This window comes from Christiangramia forsetii KT0803 (assembly GCF_000060345.1).
GTDB lineage: Bacteria > Bacteroidota > Bacteroidia > Flavobacteriales > Flavobacteriaceae > Christiangramia > Christiangramia forsetii.
In genome coordinates, this window is record NC_008571.1 from 511,134 (window position 1) to 531,758 (window position 20,625).

Sequence of the window (20,625 nt, forward strand, 5' to 3'; positions counted from 1 at the left end):
TCTTAAATTTTCACATATCTCTAACGGAATGAGACGTACAATTAAAGTATCTTATCCAATACTTCCTTTTAATAAATAAATTATGAATGATCTTGAAAAATGGAGAGAGAATTTAGATTCCCATGATCTAACCAAAGATGAGGAATTTATCTTCGACCAAATTGGTTTAAATGGTACAAACAGAAGAAAGTTTTTAAAACAAATGTCTGCTGCTAGTTTAAGTATATGGGCATCATCCTATTTTACTTCAGAACTTTTTGCGAAGACAATGAAAGACCTTCCCGAAAATCCTGAGGTTTTATGGAATGAGATTAAGGTAAATCTTCGTGTGAATAATACAGTAAAGCCATTGACGATCGATTCTAGAACCACCTTACTCGATGCTTTAAGAGAACGTCTTGCGCTTACTGGTACTAAAAAAGGCTGTGATCATGGTCAATGTGGGGCCTGTACCATACTGATAGATGGGAAGCGGAAATTATCCTGCTTAACCCTCGCAGCTACCTGCGAAGAAAAAGAGATCACTACTGTAGAAGGACTGGCAAACGGAAGCGAACTACATCCATTGCAACAAGCATTTCTGAAACATGATGGTTTCCAGTGTGGTTATTGTACTCCTGGGCAGATTTGTTCTTCTGTTGCTCTCTTAGAAGAAGCCAAAAATGGGGAAGCTAGTTATGTTACAGAAGATTTTAAGTCGGTAAAAAATAATTTAAAGCTTTCAGAAGAAGAGATTCGAGAAAGAATGTCTGGAAATATCTGTCGTTGCGGTGCTTACAATAATATCGTTCAGGCTTTCAAGGAAGTTCATTCTGGGGATGATGAGATGCCAACCTGGGAGTTTGCTACGAAAGAGCAAATGGAAAAAGCTAAAAATGCCTAGATCGATATCAGCAAAAAAATAAAATTATGAGACCATTTACATATACAGACGTTGAAAATAAAGACCAGGCTTTAAACGCATATACAGAAACCTCGCATTATCTTGGTGGAGGTACCAATTTGGTAGACCTTATGAAGGAAGATGTCGAAAGACCAGACCAGCTGATAGATCTGCAAAAACTCGATTATAAAAAAATAACTTCAAACGAAAATGGCGGACTCACCTTAGGTTCCTTACTAAGTAATTCTGAGACCGCTAATCATCCGGAAATCAGAAAGAAATATCCTTTGCTTTCTATGGCAATGCTTTCCGCTGCTACGGCACAAATAAGGAACATGGCTACTAATGGAGGCAACCTATTGCAAAGTACCCGATGTCCCTATTTTTATGAAACATCAATGCCCTGTAATAAACGGGAACCAGGATCTGGATGTGGAGCACTAGATGGGATGAATGGATTACATGCGATTTTTGGTTATAGTGATAAATGTATCGCCGTGAATCCTTCAGATATGAATGTAGCATTGGCAGCAATAGGGGCAGAGGTTGAAGTTTTTAAGCCTAACGGTGATTCCAGGATGATACCGTTTTCAGATTTCCATAGGTTACCAGGGGATCAGCCTCAGAAGGATAACAATCTGGAGCCCGGGGAATTGATCACCGCTATACATCTTTCTGATCCGGTATTTTCAGACCACTATTATTATCTCAAAATTCGTGAACGTTCAAGTTATGCTTTTGCGTTGATTTCAGTTGCGGTAGGTTTACAGATCAAAGGAGGAACGATTACGAAAACAGGCCTTGCCATGGGTGGTGTAGCTCATAAGCCCTGGAAATTGACCAAAGCTGAGGAATTTTTGGCGGGAAAAGCGGCTACCCTCACAAACTTTGAAAAAGCAGCTGATCTGGCTATGCGGGAGGCAAAACCATTTGAAGATAATAAGTATAAAGTTGAGATGGGCAAAAAGGCGATAGTCAGAGCACTATCTCAAGCTTTTGAAAGAAAAATTTAATCTACTCTTAAAACGAAAACATATTATGAAGACTTTAAATGAAACTGGAGTAGGTAAAGCTATTGATAGGGTAGAAGGTCATCTAAAGGTTACGGGGATGGCCAAATATGCTTCAGAATTCCCTGTAGAAAATAAGGTTTATGGGCAGGGGATCAATAGTACAATTGCTAAAGGCGAAATTCTGTCTATAGATACTTCTGAAGCTGAAAATCTACCAGGTGTTCTTAAGGTCATAACCTATAAGAATGCAGAAAAATTAAAAACTTTTGAAGAAGAAATGCCGCCGCTTTGGCCCGATGTTATTGCACCGGTTTTACAGACTAATAAAGTACATTATTATGGAGAATATGTTGGCTTCGTAGTAGCTGAAACTTTTGAGATTGCTCAACATGCTGCCAGGCTTGTTAAATTTGAATATAAGAAGGATCATGATGCTGCCATTAATTTTGAAGAAAACAAATCGAAGGCATATAAGCCAACGGAGTCTTCAGATTATTCCAGGGGAAATATAGAGCAGGGAATGAGCGAGGCAGATGTTAAAGTTGAAGAAACTTATACAACAGCAATGGAACATCACCATCCCATGGAACTTCATGCTGTAATTGCTTCCTGGGATAATGGAAAATTAACAGCTTATTCTAGTCAGCAAATGATTGATGCTAATGTTACGGCTTTAGCAAATACTTTTCAAATTCCCAAAGAGAACGTAAGAATTATTGCCGCTTTTGTAGGAGGAGGGTTTGGCTCAAAGTTAAATATTGAACGGCATGTCGTCATGGCTTCAATGGCCTCACAAATGGTTAGAAAACCGGTTCAAGCAACGGTGACGAGGCAACAGATGTTTACTAATACCGGGTTTCGTCAATTTAACGAGCAAAAAATGCGTATAGGCGCAAAAAAAGACGGAAAATTGACGGCTCTTTCTCATGATACGATCTCTCATACGAGTACCACTCAGCAGTATCAGGAATCTTGTGGATTCGTTTCAAAAATGTTATATAATGTGGCAAATAATTCGATTAAGCATCGGTTGATTCCTATGAACCTGCAAACCCCTTTTGCGATGAGGGCCCCTGGTGAGGCTACAGGCAGTTTTGCGCTCGAATGCGCTATGGATGAGATGGCCTATAAATTGAATATGGATCCAATCGAATTCAGGGTGAAAAATGATACTCAAACGGATCTAAGCGAAAACAAGCCTTTTTCATCGAGACTATTTGTAGAATGTTTAAGGATTGGGGCTGAAAAATTTGGTTGGGAAAATCGAAAAAAGGAACCTCGCACCAATACGAATGGAAACTGGTTGATAGGACATGGGGTAAGTGCAGCTTCAAGAAAGGCACCATATCAAAAGACGTCTGCTAAAGTTATTATAGAACTAGCTGGCGGAGAGCCTACTGCAACCATAAAAATGGATGCGACAGATATTGGTACCGGATCGTATACAATCATTGCACAAACTGTTTCTGAATATCTGGGCATACGGGTAGAGCAGGTAAATGTTGAGATAGGAGATTCAGAATTTCCCAAAACACCCGGCTCCGGTGGCTCCTGGGGTGCCGCTTCTTATTGCAACGGAGCCAGGGCTGCATGTGAAAATGTAATTTCTGAATTAAAAAATAAATTAAACCTTGCAGAAACTGAAGAAGTCTCAATTGGAGATCTTTTGAAAAGAAATGATCTTACAAAATATGAGGCTACCGGAACTGCAGAACCATCAGAGGAATTTAAAAAACATTCGGTGTTTTCCTTTGGAGCAAATTTTACAGAAGTGTGGGTAGATAAGGATACTGGAATGTGGAAAATCAAAAGAATGGTGAATGTAGGTTCAGCTGGAAAAATTTTAAATCCTAAAACGGCATACGGGCAAATTATTGGGGGCTTAACTATGGGTGCAGGCATGGTAATAGCAGAACAGTCTAAAATAGAACCTAATTTTGGTAACTTCATTACCCGTACTTTAGCAGATTACCATGTACCGGTCAATCTGGATATGGCAAATATCGATGTCATCTTTTTACCAGAAGATGATAAGATTGCTAATAAAATGGGCGTAAAAGGAATTGGTGAATTGGGAATTACCAGTGTAGCTGCCTCTATAGCCAATGCTATTTTTAACGCTACAGGAAAAAGAATGAGATCACTTCCAATAACTCCGGAAAAGCTAATAGAAGCACCGATAGAAAAACAAATAGAAACATAGATTCATGATGAATATCATGATCTTAAAATTTCCACTTTTAAATTTATACTTAATGGCATTCAGAAATTTATTATTCTCAAAAGCCATTTTATCTGTTTAAACTAAAAAATTTCTTAAATTCAAAGAATAAAAATATATCCAGTGTACCATGGCGACATTCAACATTACAATCAACGGGAAGGAAAAGACTATAGAAGCAGATCCATCAACTCCATTGCTTTGGATTTTAAGAGATCATTTAAAATTGGTGGGCACTAAATATGGCTGCGGAATTTCGCAATGTGGGGCCTGTACTGTTCATTTTAATGGTTCTGCAGTAAGATCGTGTCAACTTCCAATTTCTTCGGCGGCCGATAATGAGATCACTACTATCGAAGGTTTATCGGAAAATGGAGACCATCCGGTACAGCAGGCCTGGTTGGAAATAGATGTGCCTCAATGTGGGTATTGCCAGGCAGGACAGATCATGTCTGCGTCAGCATTGTTGAAACGTAATCCAAGCCCTAGTGACAGGGAAATTGAGAACGCCATGGATGGTAATATTTGCCGCTGTGGAACCTATACTAGAATTAAAGCCGCCATTAAGAAAGCCTCAAATACTGAAATTGTATAAGCTTCAGTTAAATTAAAAAGACATAGAGATGACTAAAATAAAAACAGGAATAGGAAGAAGGTCTTTCATAAAAAGTGTTTCGGTTGCTGGAGGTGGATTAATCATTGGTTTCAACTGGATGGCATGTAAAGGACCAACAGAAGAAGGCAGCGAAGAACTGGCAATGCAAATGCCAGATGAATGGTTTGAGCTAAACGGATATTTGAAAATAGGAGATAATGGAATTGTCACTATTTATTCTCCAAATCCGGAAATCGGTCAGAACGTGAAAACTTCCATGCCTATGATCGTAGCCGAAGAACTGGATGTAGACTGGAATAATGTGGTTGTGGAGCAAGCTCCACTTAATACCGAAGTTTTTACAAGGCAATTGGCAGGTGGGAGTCAGTCTATTCGCCAGGGATGGGAATCACTAAGAACCGCCGGGGCAACCGCAAGAAAAATGCTATTAATTGCTGCGGCAAAACAATGGGAAGTTCCTGTTTCAGAGCTTTCCGTAGAAAACGGAGTGATAAAGCATAAAGGCAGCGATAAAACTATTGGATATGGAGATATTGCTAAAGCTGCCGCCCAGGTAGAGGTGCCCGAAGAGATTGAATTAAAGGATAATGATAATTTTAAAATAATTGGTACCTCTCGCAAAAATGTGGATGCGAAAAAGATAGTTACCGGCCAGCCATTATATGGATTGGATACTTATAAAGACGGAATGCTTATCGCCATGATCGTGCAGCCACCTGCCTTTGGAATGGAGTTCAAAACTATGGATGCTGAGAAGGTGAAAGAAATGCCAGGAATAAAAGATATTTTCACCATAGATACCTACCCGGAAGACATGGAGAAGGAATGGAGCGATGTAGCCGCTTTTTCCAAATTGGTAGTTTTAGTTGGAGAAACTACCTGGCAGGTCATGCAGGCAAAAAAGGCCTTAAAAGTAGAATGGGATTTAAACCCTGAGCTCACAAAGGAAATTGAAATTCTCGAGAAGTCGGCGGGAATGGATGATGCAAGCGGATTAGAGAGTACCGATATTCATGCCACTTTAATGGCCGATGTAGGTTCTAAACAATCTGAAGTAGTAAGAAAAGATGGGGATCCAGAAAAAGCTTTTAAAAATGCAGCGCGAGTAATTGAACGTTCGTATACCTGTCCTTTTCTGGCGCATAACTGTATGGAGCCTATGAACTTCTTTGCTGATGTTAGTGGAGGGAAGGCAGAATTATTAGGACCAATTCAGACCCCAGAATATGCTGAAAAAAGCATTAATAAACGATTGGGTTTAGAACTTGAAGATATTGATGTTCAAATGACTCGAATGGGGGGCGGATTTGGTCGTAGACTTTATGGTCACTTTTTAGTAGAAGCAGCAGTGATTTCAGAAAAAATGGGTAAGCCTATTAAATTGGTGTACTCTCGTGAAGATGATATGACCAACGGAGTATACCGTCCGGCCTATCATGTAACTTATCGTGCTGCTCTTGACGCAAATAATAAGCTTACAGCTTTTCATATAAATGCGGGAGGTATTCCTGAGAGTCCATTATTTGCCAATCGTTTTCCGGCAGGTGCGATAGATAATTATTTAGCAGAAAGCTGGACATTGAATTCCAATATATCTATAGGAGCGTTTAGAGCGCCACGTTCAAATTTTATTGCGGGTGCAGAACAGTCATTTTTAGATGAACTGGCTGAAGAAATGGGCAAAGATCCTATTCAATTTAGATTGGAGATGCTGGATCGGGCAAAGAAAGATCCTGTAGGGGAAGAAAACGATTACGATGCTGCAAGATATGCCGGAGTTTTGGAACTTGCTCGGGATAAGTCAGGCTGGGATAAAGGAAATTCATCATTGAGTCGTGGAGTTTCAGCCTATTACTGTCACAATTCTTACGTTGCCCAAATCCTTGATATGTCAGTAGAAGGAAATGAGCCTCTAATAGATAAAGTCACCTGTGCGGTTGACTGTGGAATTGTAGTGAATCCCGATGCCGCCAAAAATATGGTTGAAGGAGGAACGATTGATGGGATTGGACATGCACTTTATAGTGAAATGGCTTTTAAAGATGGGAAGCCGCAACAAAGCAATTTTGATACTTATAAATTAATTAGACATAAACAGGCTCCTAAAAGTATAGAGGTATATTTTGTAGACAATGGAATCGATCCCACGGGATTAGGAGAGCCTCCATTTCCTCCCATTCAGGGAGCTTTGGCAAATGCGCTTTATAAAGCTACTGGGAAGAGGTTTTACAAGCAGCCATTTATCAATGAGTTACAGACTATAGAGTCTGAATTGAAAACTTAGTTTTTTTTCATGAAGCAGATCCGCATAAAGTGCTGGGTAGAAGATGAAGGAGAAAAGTTATTTGGTCCTGGACCCAATGAATTGATCAAAAAAATTCATAAGGAAGGCTCGCTATCAAAAGCTGCTGTAGTAATGAATATGTCTTATAAAAAGGCATGGGATCTGATACAAAGATTAAATCAGCATTCTGAAAAACCATTGGTGATTTTGAAAAAAGGAGGTTCCCACGGAGGTGGAGCAGAAGTTACTGCTAATGGTTTAGAAGTAGTAGCTGAATATGACAGATTGGAAAAAGAAATTACTGATCTAATAAGTCGACAGGATTTACTTAAATTATTAAAATAGCTTTTAAGCTAGTCATTATTTATTGCCTGATTAAATTTACCATGCGATATATATACAAATACATAACGCTTTCTTAAATGCCTGCTAAAAAGAAGATATACCTGGATTACAATGCCAGCACACCTGTGGATCCTAGAGTGGTTAAAGAAATGTTGCCATATTTTACCGAAAAATTTGGAAACCTAAGTAGTGACCATGCTTTTGGATGGGACGCAGCTGAAGCTGTAGAAAATTCTAGAGAACAGATTTCCAGGTTGGCTAATTGTAAGCCAACAGAACTTACTTATACTTCTGGAGCAACAGAAGCTGCAAATCTTGCATTATTCGGGTTTTGCCAAAAAAATAAAAATAAGGGGGATCATATTATTAGCTGTAAAACAGAACATAAAGCGATTTTGGATACATTGGGGGCTTTAGAAAATAGAGGTTTTAAGATTACTTATCTTAATGTTGATGGAGACGGAAATATCGATCTAAAGGAACTGGAAAATTCGATTACTGCTGAAACAATCCTGGTTTGCCTGATGCTGGCTAATAATGAAACCGGGTTTATTCATCCACTTAAAAAAATTGCTCAGATAACCCATGCTAAGAATGTTTGTATAATGAGCGATATTACGCAGGCGGTTGGGAAAATTCCGATTGATTTAAAGGATCTGAATATTGATATGGCAATTTTTTCATCGCATAAAATTTATGGTCCTAAGGGTGTTGGCGCACTATATATATCCAAGAAGAATAAGATACACTTGGATCCTCATGAATTTGGTGGCGGTCAGGAGCGGGGCTTACGTCCCGGAACTCTGAATGTCCCAGCTATCGTGGGCTTTGGGAAAGCTGCTGAAATTGTTTTTTTTGAAATGAATTCAGATTCCAGGAGATTACTTGAATTGCGAAATAAATTGGAAACACTTTTATTAAAAATTGAAGGAGCGGAGATTAATTCAAAAGAAGCAAATCGATTACCGAATACCACAAATATTAGCTTCAAAAATATCGAGGGAAGCCAGATATTTCGAAGACTGAATATGCTCGCTGTTTCACGAGGTTCAGCCTGTACGGCAAATACTGTCCAGCCTTCTCATGTGTTATTGGCGATGGGTGTAACAGGAGAACAGGCATTAGCATCTTTGCGCATAAGCCTTGGAAAACTTACGAGTTTAGAAGATATAGAATTTGCAGTTGCCGAAATTACTAAAACAATTGAACAGCTTAAAACCGCAACCGCATGAGAGAATTGGATGTGATTGTCGCTCAATATAATACTCTGAAAAGGGCTGGAACCGAAAGTGTTTTAGCTACGGTGGTCCATGTTGAAGGTTCTTCTTACCGAAGAGCGGGAGCAAGAATGTTGGTTGATGAATTCGGCAATATTACCGGAGCTATCAGTGGTGGCTGCCTGGAAGGAGATGCACTAAGAAAAGCTCTTCATGCCATGCATCAGCAGAAAAACAAACTGGTGACTTACGATACTAGCGAGGAAGATGATGCCTTAATTGGAGCGCAATTAGGATGTAACGGGATCATTCAGGTTCTTTTTGAATATTTAGATTTTAAGAATGAGTTTAATCCTTGCGAAATACTTAAAACTCTTATTTCCAAGGATCAGAAACTGGCGATCGTAGTACAATTCAATTTAGATAAATCACAGGATCAGCCGGGAACGAAATTTTTCATCAATGAAGATTTACAATTAAGTGGTGAAAAACCTGAAAAGCAAGTCCTGGATCTAATTATTAAAGAAGGTGAATTGAGCCTTAAGAATGATAAACCACACTTTGCTGAGATTTCTATTAAAGACAAAACCCACCATTTTTTTATTCAGAATTATAAGCCACCGGTGAAGTTAGTACTTGTTGGTGCCGGGAATGATGCGCAGATCCTGGCTCAGCAAACTGAATTACTTGGTTGGGATGTAATTGTGACCGATGGGCGCCCAACTCACGCAAATAAGGAACGTTTTGCCAGTTCCTGCCAGGTAATTGTTTCTAAACCTGAAGAAACCTTATCGAATATCAGGATCGATGCCCTTACTTGTTTTGTTTTGATGAGTCATAACTACAACTATGATCTGGCTGTATTAAAATTATTAATGAATAAAAATGAAATTCCATATATCGGAATATTGGGTCCACGAAAGAAGTTTGAAAGAATGCGGACCGACCTGCGCAAGGAAGGTTTTGAGTTAAATGCTGATCGGTTGGTCAAAATTCATGCTCCGGTGGGATTGGAAATAGGAGCTGAAACCCCTGCAGAGATCGGACTTTCTATTTTAGCTGAGATTCAATCGGTTTTGACTGGCAAGAGCGCAAGGCCATTGAAGCAAAAGGAAACTCCTATCCACGATAAAAAAGAAAATCACTTTAAAGAAATTCAGCTTTGATAGGGAATAAGAAAATAGGAGTTTTGATCCTGGCAGCAGGTGCTTCCAGTAGACTCGGGTTTCCGAAGCAATTGGTGGAGTTTAAAGGAAAAGCTTTGTTACAGCGTATGATGGAGCTGGTTAACTCTTTATCTTTTGACTCAAATATTTTGGTGCTTGGATCAAGTGCAGAAAAAATCAGATCCCAGGTTAAACCGGGAAATGTAAAAGTAATTGTGAATGAAAACTGGGAAGAAGGAATGGCTTCCAGTATAAAGTTCGGTTTAACCAAAACCTTGGAAAATGAAAAGAAATTAGACCATTTACTTATCCTGCTTTCAGATCAGGCATTGGTATCAAAAGAACAAATTCAAGAATTAATAGACCTTCAGATAAATAAAAATAGCAGTGCCACTTTTTCAGAATATGATGGAGATATTGGAGTTCCGGCGATTTTCTCAAGCAGTTTATTTTCAGATTTACAAAAACTGAAAGGAGATCATGGAGCTAAAAAAATGATTTATAAGAAAGGGTTTCAATATGAGACTCTAAAATTAAATGAGGCGAACTTTGATGTGGATACTAAGAATGATGTGGAATTATTAAAGAAGATGGAAGAATGAAACTCACTTTAAGATATTTTGGTATGATCGCAGAAGCTACCGGTAGAACCGAAGAAGTTCTGAATGTTTCAGATCAAATCACTTTATACGATCTCAAAGATCAGCAAATAAAAAAATATAAAATTCAAGATCCTGAAGCTGTTCAGCTTGCCATAAATCAGGATTTGAATTTGAAATCAGAACTAAAAGAAGGTGATGAAGTAGCATTTTTGCCGCCATTCGCAGGAGGATAATGAGATACGACAGACAAATAACCTTAGATGAAGTTGGAGATTCCGGACAGGAAAAACTCAGCAATAGCAGTGTGCTCATAATTGGTGTGGGCGGACTTGGTTGCCCTGCTGCACAATATCTTGTGGGAGCAGGTATTGGAAAGATCGCATTGATGGATCACGATAAAGTTTCCATCAGCAATTTGCATCGCCAAGTTTTATATAATGAGAATGATATTGGAAGATCGAAAGCTATGGTTAGTCAGGAAAAACTGCAGCAATTAAATAGTGAGATCGAAATAGTTGCCATTGATGAAGCTCTGAGTATTGAAAATGCAGAAAAGCTTTTTAGTCAATATGATCTTATCCTTGACGGAACGGATAATTTTGAGACCAAATACCTTATCAATGATGCCTGTATTTTAGCTAATAAACCCTGGGTTTATGCTTCGATCTATAAAAATGAAGGTCAGTTATCTGTTTTTAATTATCAAAATGGACCATCGTATAGATGTCTTTTTCCTAAGACTACCAGAAACAATGTGAGTTGTGAAGCCACAGGTGTTCTGGGAGTAGTTCCAGGAATCTTTGGAATGCTTCAGGCGATGGAAGTTTTAAAGATTCTATTAGGAGTTGGAAATTTGCTTTCCGGAAAACTGAAAATATCCAATTTGCTAATTGGTTCAGAACAAATTATGAATATTCAGAAAAGGGAAAAAGAAATCGAAAAGATCAGGGAAAGTGGAATTATTCCGGTGATAATTGAATGTAAGATCAATGACAATACAAGACTATATCTAGATATCCGTGAAATTTTTGAGCAACCCAAGATCACTTCAGAAAAAGTGATACAAATACCGATGAGTGATCTAGATGAAAGACTTTGGGAAATTCCGAAAGAAGAAGAGATTTTCGTCTTTTGCCAGTCTGGTAAACGAAGTAAGAAAATAGTAGACCTATTGAAAGCCGAATACGGTTTCGAGAATCTAAACAATGTAGAAGGAGGGATAGAAACAATAATATATGGATAAGAATAAACCAAAAAAAGTATTTGTACAGGGCGCAATTCCCCCAGAAAAGATTGCGACTTCCATTGCGAACCATCAGTCTAAAACTAACATTGGTGCGCATAGCATCTTTTTAGGTCAGATTCGAGCAGATAAAACTGATGGAAAAACAGTGAGCGCTATCCATTATTCAGCATACGAGGAAATGGCAGAGAATGTCTTTCATGAGATAAGAGAAGCGGCCTTTTTAAGATTTAATATTACTTGTGCGCATATCTATCATAGTCTAGGCGAAGTGAAAACCGGGGAAATATGTCTTTTTGTATTTACATCTTCGGCACATAGAAAGATTGCCATAGAAGCCTGCAATTATTTTGTAGAAGAGATCAAGGCTAATGTGCCAATTTTCGGGAAAGAGATTTTTGAAGATGAAACCCATCAATGGAAAGTTAATAAATAATGGTTGATATTACCCATAAGATAAATACGTTGAGAGAAGCGACCGCGATTGCAATCGTACGAACTTCCAGCGAAGAAACGATCAAGGCAATCCAGAGAAACAGCGTTCCGAAGGGGAATGTATTTGAAATGGCTAAAGCTGCAGGTTTACTTGGGGTTAAGAAAACTCCAGATCTTTTACCAGATTGCCATCCGATGCCTATAGAATATACTGGAATTGAATACGAGATCAACGGACACGAGATCAAGATCTCTATGACCGTTAAAACTATTTACAAGACAGGCGTAGAGGTTGAAGCAATGCATGGAGCCAGTATCGTGGCCTTGACGATTTATGACATGCTAAAACCAATTGATAAGAATGTCGAAATAGGTACGATCAAACTTCAGCAGAAAAAGGGCGGAAAATCTTCTTATAAAATAGATGCCGAAGGGCTTACTGCAAAAGTAGTGGTGTGTTCAGATACTATTTCCAAAGGAAAAGGAAAAGATAAAGCCGGGAAAGCGATCGTTTCCAAATTGGAAGAATTAGGTATTAAAGCTGAAAAGGTCATCATTCCAGATGAAGCAGAAGAAATCACTTCAGCCTTAATTAAAGCAGAGACCGAGTTGGTTATTTTCACCGGTGGCACGGGCGTTGGTCCACGGGATGTAACGCCTGAAACCATTGAATCGTTACTGGATCTTCGGTTAAAAGGAGTGGAGGAGCAAATGCGGAATTATGGTCAGCAGCGCATGCCATATGCGATGTTATCAAGATCTGTTGCGGGGATTGTAAAAGACAAAGTTGTGCTAGCGTTGCCGGGATCAACGAAAGGAGCTGCAGAATGCATGGATGCGATATTTCCACATGTATTGCACATTTTTAAAGTGATAGAAGGAAAAAGACATGATTGAAGAGAAAAAGCAAATAGTAGATAATTTTGGACGAAAACATACCTATCTCAGGATTTCCCTGACCGACAGGTGTAATCTTCGATGTTTTTACTGTATGCCGGAGGAAGGGATCGAGCTGATGGAGAAATCCAGTATAATGACCATCGAAGAAATCATTGAACTCGCTACCAAATTCAGAGATTTGGGGGTGGATACGATTCGACTAACCGGTGGCGAGCCCTTGGTGCGTAAGAATTTTGGATACCTGGTGGAGGAATTGGCAAAACTGGGTGTGACCTTAAAGATCACCACCAACGGAATTATGTTAGATAGATACCTGGAACTTTTTCAGAAGATAGGTTTGAAAAAGATCAATCTTAGCCTGGATACTTTGAATAAAGCAAGATCGGTTTTTATTACCAAGCGTGATTACTTTGATCGTATCTGGAAAAATATTCAGCAGGCATTGGAAATGGATATGGAAGTGAAGCTGAATATTGTCCTCATCAAAACTGTGAATGACAAAGAGATCAATGATTTTATTGAGCTCACCAAACATAAAAACCTGACCGTTAAATTTATTGAATTCATGCCATTTAAAGGTAATAAATGGGACTGGAGTAAAGGAGTGGGGAAACAGGAAATTCTGGATACTATTTCTGAAAAGTTTGGAAGTATTAAGGAACTGGAAAACCCGAAACATAGTACATCTACCAATTTTAAAGTTCCGGGACATGTGGGGAATTTTGCCATTGTAAGTACGATCACCAATCCATTTTGCAGTGAATGCAATCGTATTCGGGTGACGGCCGACGGGAAGATGAAGAACTGTCTTTTTGCCAATTCTGAGACCGATCTGCTTACGCCACTTCGGAATGGGGAGAAAATGGAAGAGTTGATTATAAATGCGATCAAAACCAAAAAATATTCCCGTGACGGGATGGATGTAAAAATGGATGCCGATCACTATGAAAATAACCGTTCAATGATCTCAATAGGTGGATAATGGTAAGAATTGAAGAGGCTATAAAGATCATTCAAGATCAGGATATTAAATTGAAAACTGAAATTAGAAAACTTATTAATTGTCTTGGATTTTCCATTTCCGAAGATTTTGTCGCGCCTTTCGCCATGCCTTCTTTCGATAATTCTGCGATGGATGGTTATGCCTTATGCGGAATCATTCAAGAATATAAAATTGTTGGTGAAGTTGCTGCTGGAAACATAAGTGAGATCGATTTGAAAGAAGGCGAGGCCGTGCGGATCTTTACCGGGGCAAAAGTTCCAGAAAACACGACCGCCGTGATGATGCAGGAAAAGGCCAAAGTAAATGGCGATAAATTGATCCTGGAGGAGCAACCAAAAGAAGGGCAGAGTATTCGGAGGAAAGGTGGGCAACTGGAAGAAGGTCAGCTGGTTTTTGAAAAAGGTTATGCGATCACTCCCGCAGGAATTGGGATGATAGCAAGCCTGGGAATTGAAAAAGTAGAGGTCTATAAAAAACCGGTCATCAATTTGATCACCACGGGGGATGAACTGATTACTCCCGGAAAATTTAAAAAGGAAGGACAGATCTACGAATCCAATAGCTATGCGCTGGCAGTTGCATGTGAGCAATTCGGATTTCCTGTACAACATAGATTACAGATCGAGGACAATTTTGAATCCATAAAATCTGGAATAAAAAAATCTATTGAAAATACTGATATTCTAATCCTTTCCGGCGGAATTTCAGTAGGAGACTATGATTTTGTAAAACAGGCGCTTGAAGAAAATGGAGTAGAGGAGCAGTTTTATAAAGTGTTTCAGAAACCTGGGAAACCATTGTTTTTCGGAAGAAAAGAAAATAAATTTGTTTTTGCACTCCCAGGAAACCCGGCCTCTTCGCTAAGTTGTTTTTATATCTATGTGTTACCATTTCTTCAAAAATTCAGTGGTTTTCAAGAATGCGGATTACCAAAATATTCTTTTTCCATAAGTCATGATTTTGAAAACAGATCAGATCGGCCTTCGTTTCTAAAAGCGAAAGTCATTAACGATAATGTTCAAATTCTGGATGGGCAGGGTTCTTCGATGATACAGTCGATGGCAAAAGGTAATGCTCTGGCTTTTATAGATGCTGAAACTTCAGCAAAAAAAGGAGATCAAATTGATTGTTATTTAATTTCATAGGATGCCCTTAGAATATTTGCCTGTCATTTTTTTCTTTATCGCGTTGTTCTATAGTTCGGTTGGTTTTGGCGGCGGATCCAGTTACCTGGCCATTTTGAGCCTTTTTTTAACCGACTTCTACGAAATTCGGTCAACTGCCTTAATTTTGAATATTTGTGTGGTCACAATTGGTACAATTATATTCATAAAAAATAACGTCTTAAAGCCCAAACTGATCTGGCCTTTTTTTATTTTTAGTTTTCCCATGGCTTATCTGGGTGCTATGGTAAAATTATCTGAAACTGTATTTTTTCTGATTTTGGGAAGTGCGCTGATACTAGCAGGAATTTTTATGATCTTGAAATTTGTAAATAGTAAACTTGAATCCCAGGAATTTTCATATCTGAAGAAGTTTGCATTGGGAGGAAGCATTGGGTTACTTTCGGGTATTTCCGGAATTGGTGGCGGTATATTTTTATCTCCGTTTTTGAACCTGTTAAAATGGAAAGATCCCAGAACAATAGCTTCGCTAGCTTCAGTATTTATTCTGGTGAATTCCATAGCGGGAGTTGTAGGCCTGAAAGTAGCCGGAACTTTTCGGTTGGATTATCATCTGGTAGTACAACTAATTATCGGGGTAGCTTTTGGCGGAAGTATAGGTTCTTACCTTTCAAATAAAAAGTTTGACCTGAAATTACTGCGAATTCTAACCGCTATTTTGGTTTTTTATGTAGGCGTCAGACTGGTGTTATTTAACGGTTTTGGAGTACGTATTTAAAATATTTCATTCAAGTATAAAGTTAATAGAACAGTAGGATGACTAATTTCAAAATGTTAATTATCAGTAGTTGAGAAATAAACTTTAAATATCAACATTTATAGAACCGAGCAATAAATCAAACTTCTCATTCCATATGAACTTATAATTTAACATACCTTGTCGGAGTTTTCTTATAACTAAAATAACGTGTATTTTTTTCAAATTGAAGTGATATACACTTATATAAGCTCAAATTTAAAGATGCCTAAAAGTTACCTTATATATAAATCTTATAACCTCCTTCAGTTAGAGGATACGTAACCCAGGTTTGAATCCTGGCAAGGTCACAAGAATAAAAAGATCTGTAGTCACTACTGCACGTCTTTTTATTTTAAATAAGTCTTTTAAGAGTCTATAAAATTTGAATAATCCTGAGATTAACCAAATTTACTTTCGGTATAAAATGGAAGGTTAAAAGGTAGTATGACGAAAATAGGAATCATTCCTCAGAATAAAAAAAGGATGTCGTAGGGACATCCTTTTTAAGTTTGGCTTTTCTAACAATTTAATACTTGAGAATTAGTATAGATACTCCAAAGCAACTTCATCATAGTATCCAAAGTTTCCAGATTCTGAAGAACTGAAACAAGACAGCATTACAGAGTTGGAGTCATATCCAGTTGGGGTTCCGGGAATATGTACAGCTCCATCAGGATTAGCACTTTCTCCGCTCTGACCACAACTCTGACGGCTAAACCAGTCTGTATGGCGCATTCCTAGAGTGTGACCCATCTCATGTGTCATCACGTGCTCATTTGTAGCGGTGCTGTAATTTTCCATTCCGCTGTAAATTTGGATGAATTTATATGGATTTCCGTTACTTGGAAAGCCGGCTACACCACCTGCCTGGCCATTTTGAGTTTGGTAAACCACAATATCGTAAGCCTGATAATTGGTTCCAAAAGTTAGGGTGAAATTAAGTCCAATGTTAAGTGCATTATAATTATTTACAGCACGTTGTAGGGCAGATCTTTGCTTAGACGTTAAACCCTGTCCAGCGCCTCCGGTGTATCCAATAACATTAACGTTTCTTGGGCTACTTACAAGGTTGTAGGTGCGGTACTGCTTGTTGGTGATATCTCCAGGTTCCATTTCTGAAAGAGTCTCCTGACTCATTAAAATATCTCCTTCAATTTGGAAAACCGATTCGCTTTCACCGTTTAGATTTTTTTGCGTAATAACTTCAATATGTTTAGAGTTAAAATTAAGTTCTTTCACTTTTTCTCTAACCGCATCTGTTACTACTAATTCCTGGTCGGCTTTTGCAACATCATTTTCTACGGTTGCTTTGTTTCCTGCTTCTTCTTTCTGGCAGGAAGTGATGCTTAATGAAGTAGCAATCACAGATAAAAATAGAAATCTTTTAATCATAATGTATTGTTTTGGGTTATTAATGAAGCCAAAACTAGTTTGATACCTGTTGAATATCTAAAAATTTACCATACAAAGTGTAAGTCTAAAATATCAACATATGATTTAAATTTTTGTAGGTTTAGCTTTTATATGGGATGACGAGCACCTTCTGGGCATCATTTTTTTATTCTCTTGAATCCAAAACTTCTAAAGTATGTTTTTAGCTTACATTTTGTAAGCATTATGAATAGTCTACTTAAATACTAGATTATAGATTTGGGATGCTTTATTTTTAAATTTCTATTTTGAATTTTATATCATTATTAAACATGATAAAGAACTTTAAGAAGAACGTTTAATAAATGAAGTCTAAACATTAATTTATAACTAAAACTTGAACTATGATAACCAAAACTAAAATCTTATTCGCTATTGTTTTATGTAGCGCAGCTTTTATTTCCTGTGAACCGGAAGCTTTACCTGAACAGGAGATAATTACAAAAGTTTCTGATGATATAGATCCAGTAGGCACCGGGAATGAACAAAATGATGAAGAGCATCGAGGAGAAGATTAACACTTGAATAAATATAATATCGAACCCTGGTTTTCCGGGGTTTTTTATTTTAGCTTTCTGAATAACAAATTATTTCTATCAGCATTAGATTTTTTATACTCTTAGCTACAATGTTAGTCTTTTCCTGTTCAGGTTCAGAGGAGAGACAGATCGATACATCTACACAAAAAAGTTTTGATTCTATTAAGGTTTATATAATTCAGAATAACTTGGGTCCGCTTGAGGTGGATAGTTTATTGAAAACTATAACATTAGATTCTGTTAGGTTAAACCTGCTTCAAGATTTATCTCTCCATTATTTATTATTAGAGAACGACTCAACTAAGTTTAGACTTTATAATAAACGGACGAGCAAATTATCTCAAAATTTCGATTTCAAGAAAATAGAAGCCGATTCTTACTGGGATTTAGGTTTTTTCTTTACTAAGAGAAACATATTAGATAGTGCTTACTTAAATTACTACAGAGCCTATAAATTATATAGATCAGAAGAACAAAATGACCTTGCTGGTAAGATGTTACTGAATATGGCTATCTCACAGGAAAAGGTTAAGGACTACTTAGGGAGCGAAATAACGACCGTAGAATCCCTCAAAATTTTACCTGCAGATCAAAAAAAACAGATATATAGGGCATATAATAATCTTGCAGTAGTGGCCAATGGACTCGAAAATTATAGCCAGGCATTAAAATATCATGAAAGAGCATTAGAAATAGCGCAGTCTATAAATGATAAAAAATTGATTGCCCAATCATTAAATAATAAAGGTTTCGTATATCAAAATATGGGTCATTTTGGACAGGCACTGATTGAATTTAAAAGGGCTATAGTAATTGAAGACCTAAAAAAACTGGATATTCAGCTTTTTGCAATTGTTTTAGAAAATATATCATTTACCGAGCTGAAATTAGGAAGGCATGATAATTTTTTAAAAACTTCTGATTATGTTTTAAAAATCCGAGACAGTTTAAAACACGAAACAGGAATTATAGCTAGTAAGATTAACCGAGCTCAATATTTCAGTAAAATTAGTGATACCGTAAAAACAATACAGCTTCTTGAAGAGGCTAAATATTTATCCAAGTCAATAAAAAGTACTAAATATGAATTGAGGTCACTAAAGGAATTAGCTGAAATTGATAGAATAAATTCTACTGAATATTTGAAGGAGTTTATTGCGATAAATGATAGTCTTTTAAAAGAAGAGCGATCTATACGTAACAAGTTTGCGCGTATTCGTTATGAGACAGATCAATATATTGAAGAAACCGAATTGCTGAGTCAGCAAAAATTCTGGATTTCTATAACAGCACTGATTACTACCTGTGGATTAATTCTCCTTTATTATTATAGAGAACAATACAATAAGTTCAAGAAATTAAGATTGCAAAAGGAACAACAGGAATCTAATGAAAGAATTTATAATCTTTTGCTAAATCAACAAACTAAACTGGAAGAGGGGCGTCAGGAGGAACGAAAACGAATTTCAGGGGATCTTCACGATGGTATTCTGGGAAGATTATTTGGTACTAGAATGGGGCTTGGTTTTTTAAAACCATACGCTAATTCAAATAGAATAGATGACTACTTACTGGAGCTTCAGAATATTGAGAAAGACATTAGAAATATAAGCCATAATCTATCTACAGATATTTCTGATTCATCTGAGAGTTTTCATAATTTAATTGATCAATTGGTTAAAGAAAAGAACGAGATTTCAAAGATTTCCTTTAATTATCACTTCGAGGAAAGTTTTGATTTTGATCAAATATCTAATGACGTAAAGATCAATTTGTATAGATTAGTTCAGGAATGTTTGCAAAATGCAATTAAACATTCTAAAGCTAAAAATGTTTTTGTTACTTTTCGTTCGGCCCAAAATTTCTTGTATCTAACTATAGAAGATGATGGACAGGGATTTGATATCAAAAAGAAGAAAAAAGGTATAGGTTTGAGTAATATGAAGTTTCGAGTACATAAATTAGGAGGAAATATGAATTTAAAATCTTCTGGGCAGGGAACAAGCTTTATTTTTAAAATAGCGATCTTGAAAGATGAAACAGTTTAAAGTTCTTATAATTGATGATCATCCATTAATAGCGAATGCTTATCAGCAGGCTTTGGAGGAAGTGTTCATTAAGTCTGATTTAGAGTTGAATACAATATTCGCCACGACTATTGATGAGGCCCACGAAATTATTGAAGACCCCAATACATTTGATAGAATTGATATTGTTTTTCTTGATATTAGGCTCCCAAAAGGGAAAAATCTTAAAATAATATCAGGGGAAGATTTGGGTATTTTGATGAGAAAAAAATATCCAAAAAAGAAACTTGTTGTTGCTACCACGTTTAATGATAATTACAGGATTCATAGCATTCTGAAGAATATAGATCCAGATGGATTTCTTGTAAAAAATGATCTTACTCCGGCAGAGTTGGTATGTGCTATCCAGGTGCTTCTTTCAGAACCACCTTTTTATAGTAAAACTGTTTTGAAAATGTTGCGAAAGCAGATTAGTGATGAAGCTCTGTTAGATCATACAGATCGTAGATTACTATATGAAATTTCAATTGGTACTAAAATGAAAGAGTTACCAAATATATTGCCACTTTCAAAGGCAGGAATTGAACGTAGAAAGCGTAACCTGAGACTTGTGTTTGAGGTAGAAAATGGTTCAGATAGAGATTTGGTGTTTCAGGCTAAAGAGCGGGGATTTATTTAGCTGAAAAACGCTATTCAAATTAATAGGTTTTAGATTTTTATCTGAATTTCATCAAGTTATTCTTTTATAACTCAATTAAAAAAAGCAGCTTCTTTTCT

20 protein-coding genes are annotated in these 20,625 nt (G+C 37.2%); 19 read left to right on the forward strand and 1 reads right to left on the reverse strand.

Annotated elements, in window-relative coordinates; genetic code table 11:
• Positions 1-82: 82 nt before the first annotated feature.
• From GFO_RS02090 to GFO_RS02165, 16 genes are all read left to right on the forward strand, one after another.
• Positions 83-883, forward strand: a complete 801-nt coding sequence (locus GFO_RS02090; RefSeq protein WP_011708362.1) for a 2Fe-2S iron-sulfur cluster-binding protein — start codon at positions 83-85, stop codon at positions 881-883.
• A 26-nt stretch (positions 884-909) separates the two neighbouring features.
• Positions 910-1,896, forward strand: coding sequence for an FAD binding domain-containing protein (locus GFO_RS02095; protein WP_011708363.1), 987 nt, complete (start codon positions 910-912; stop codon positions 1,894-1,896).
• Between the two features lie 25 nt (positions 1,897-1,921).
• Complete coding sequence (locus GFO_RS02100; protein WP_011708364.1) at positions 1,922-4,099, forward strand: xanthine dehydrogenase family protein molybdopterin-binding subunit; 2,178 nt, start codon at positions 1,922-1,924, stop codon at positions 4,097-4,099.
• A gap of 148 nt (positions 4,100-4,247) precedes the next feature.
• Entirely contained in the window at positions 4,248-4,712 is a 465-nt protein-coding gene (locus tag GFO_RS02105; RefSeq protein WP_011708365.1) for a (2Fe-2S)-binding protein, read from the forward strand.
• Positions 4,713-4,881: 169 nt separating this feature from the next.
• A complete protein-coding gene (locus tag GFO_RS02110) occupies positions 4,882-7,017 on the forward strand; it encodes a xanthine dehydrogenase family protein molybdopterin-binding subunit (RefSeq protein ID WP_373284018.1) in 2,136 nt (711 codons plus the stop codon).
• 9 nt (positions 7,018-7,026) lie between these two features.
• The gene (locus GFO_RS02115; protein WP_011708367.1) at positions 7,027-7,362 is read left to right on the forward strand and encodes a winged helix-turn-helix domain-containing protein; all 336 of its coding nucleotides are present in this window, start codon (positions 7,027-7,029) and stop codon (positions 7,360-7,362) included.
• A gap of 77 nt (positions 7,363-7,439) precedes the next feature.
• On the forward strand, positions 7,440-8,594 hold the full coding sequence (locus GFO_RS02120) for a cysteine desulfurase family protein (RefSeq protein WP_011708368.1): 1,155 nt from the start codon (positions 7,440-7,442) through the stop codon (positions 8,592-8,594).
• Positions 8,591-9,745: an XdhC family protein gene (locus tag GFO_RS02125; protein ID WP_011708369.1), complete on the forward strand. Its 1,155-nt coding sequence runs from the start codon at positions 8,591-8,593 to the stop codon at positions 9,743-9,745. Before GFO_RS02120 ends, GFO_RS02125 begins: the two co-directional genes overlap by 4 nt.
• On the forward strand, positions 9,742-10,347 hold the full coding sequence (locus GFO_RS02130; RefSeq protein WP_011708370.1) for a nucleotidyltransferase family protein: 606 nt from the start codon (positions 9,742-9,744) through the stop codon (positions 10,345-10,347). Before GFO_RS02125 ends, GFO_RS02130 begins: the two co-directional genes overlap by 4 nt.
• Complete coding sequence (locus tag GFO_RS02135) at positions 10,344-10,580, forward strand: MoaD/ThiS family protein (RefSeq protein ID WP_011708371.1); 237 nt, start codon at positions 10,344-10,346, stop codon at positions 10,578-10,580. The genes GFO_RS02130 and GFO_RS02135 overlap by 4 nt, the downstream gene beginning before the upstream one ends.
• The gene (locus GFO_RS02140) at positions 10,580-11,590 is read left to right on the forward strand and encodes a HesA/MoeB/ThiF family protein (RefSeq protein ID WP_011708372.1); all 1,011 of its coding nucleotides are present in this window, start codon (positions 10,580-10,582) and stop codon (positions 11,588-11,590) included. Before GFO_RS02135 ends, GFO_RS02140 begins: the two co-directional genes overlap by 1 nt.
• Positions 11,583-12,026, forward strand: a complete 444-nt coding sequence (locus tag GFO_RS02145) for a molybdenum cofactor biosynthesis protein MoaE (RefSeq protein WP_011708373.1) — start codon at positions 11,583-11,585, stop codon at positions 12,024-12,026. The genes GFO_RS02140 and GFO_RS02145 overlap by 8 nt, the downstream gene beginning before the upstream one ends.
• Positions 12,026-12,922: a bifunctional molybdenum cofactor biosynthesis protein MoaC/MoaB gene (moaCB, locus tag GFO_RS02150; protein WP_011708374.1), complete on the forward strand. Its 897-nt coding sequence runs from the start codon at positions 12,026-12,028 to the stop codon at positions 12,920-12,922. The genes GFO_RS02145 and moaCB overlap by 1 nt, the downstream gene beginning before the upstream one ends.
• Positions 12,915-13,907, forward strand: coding sequence for a GTP 3',8-cyclase MoaA (moaA, locus tag GFO_RS02155; RefSeq protein ID WP_011708375.1), 993 nt, complete (start codon positions 12,915-12,917; stop codon positions 13,905-13,907). The genes moaCB and moaA overlap by 8 nt, the downstream gene beginning before the upstream one ends.
• Positions 13,907-15,073: a molybdopterin molybdotransferase MoeA gene (locus tag GFO_RS02160; protein WP_011708376.1), complete on the forward strand. Its 1,167-nt coding sequence runs from the start codon at positions 13,907-13,909 to the stop codon at positions 15,071-15,073. The genes moaA and GFO_RS02160 overlap by 1 nt, the downstream gene beginning before the upstream one ends.
• Before the next feature lies 1 nt (position 15,074).
• Entirely contained in the window at positions 15,075-15,830 is a 756-nt protein-coding gene (locus GFO_RS02165; protein WP_011708377.1) for a sulfite exporter TauE/SafE family protein, read from the forward strand.
• Positions 15,831-16,391: 561 nt separating this feature from the next.
• Here the strand turns inward: GFO_RS02165 and GFO_RS02170 are convergent.
• Positions 16,392-17,243 carry a M57 family metalloprotease gene (locus tag GFO_RS02170; RefSeq protein ID WP_011708378.1) on the reverse strand — a complete coding sequence of 284 codons (852 nt, stop codon included), beginning with the start codon at positions 17,241-17,243 and terminating at the stop codon, positions 16,392-16,394.
• A gap of 383 nt (positions 17,244-17,626) precedes the next feature.
• Here GFO_RS02170 and GFO_RS17710 point away from each other — a divergent pair, with 383 nt between their 5' ends.
• The 3 genes from GFO_RS17710 to GFO_RS02180 all read left to right on the forward strand — a co-directional run bounded on the left by GFO_RS17710 (position 17,627) and on the right by GFO_RS02180 (position 20,527).
• Complete coding sequence (locus tag GFO_RS17710) at positions 17,627-17,800, forward strand: hypothetical protein (protein ID WP_011708379.1); 174 nt, start codon at positions 17,627-17,629, stop codon at positions 17,798-17,800.
• Between the two features lie 110 nt (positions 17,801-17,910).
• Positions 17,911-19,869 (forward strand): tetratricopeptide repeat-containing sensor histidine kinase, encoded by a 1,959-nt coding sequence (locus GFO_RS02175; RefSeq protein ID WP_011708381.1) that lies wholly within the window; start codon positions 17,911-17,913, stop codon positions 19,867-19,869.
• A complete protein-coding gene (locus tag GFO_RS02180; protein ID WP_011708382.1) occupies positions 19,856-20,527 on the forward strand; it encodes a response regulator in 672 nt (223 codons plus the stop codon). Before GFO_RS02175 ends, GFO_RS02180 begins: the two co-directional genes overlap by 14 nt.
• The last annotated feature ends 98 nt before the right edge of the window (positions 20,528-20,625 follow it).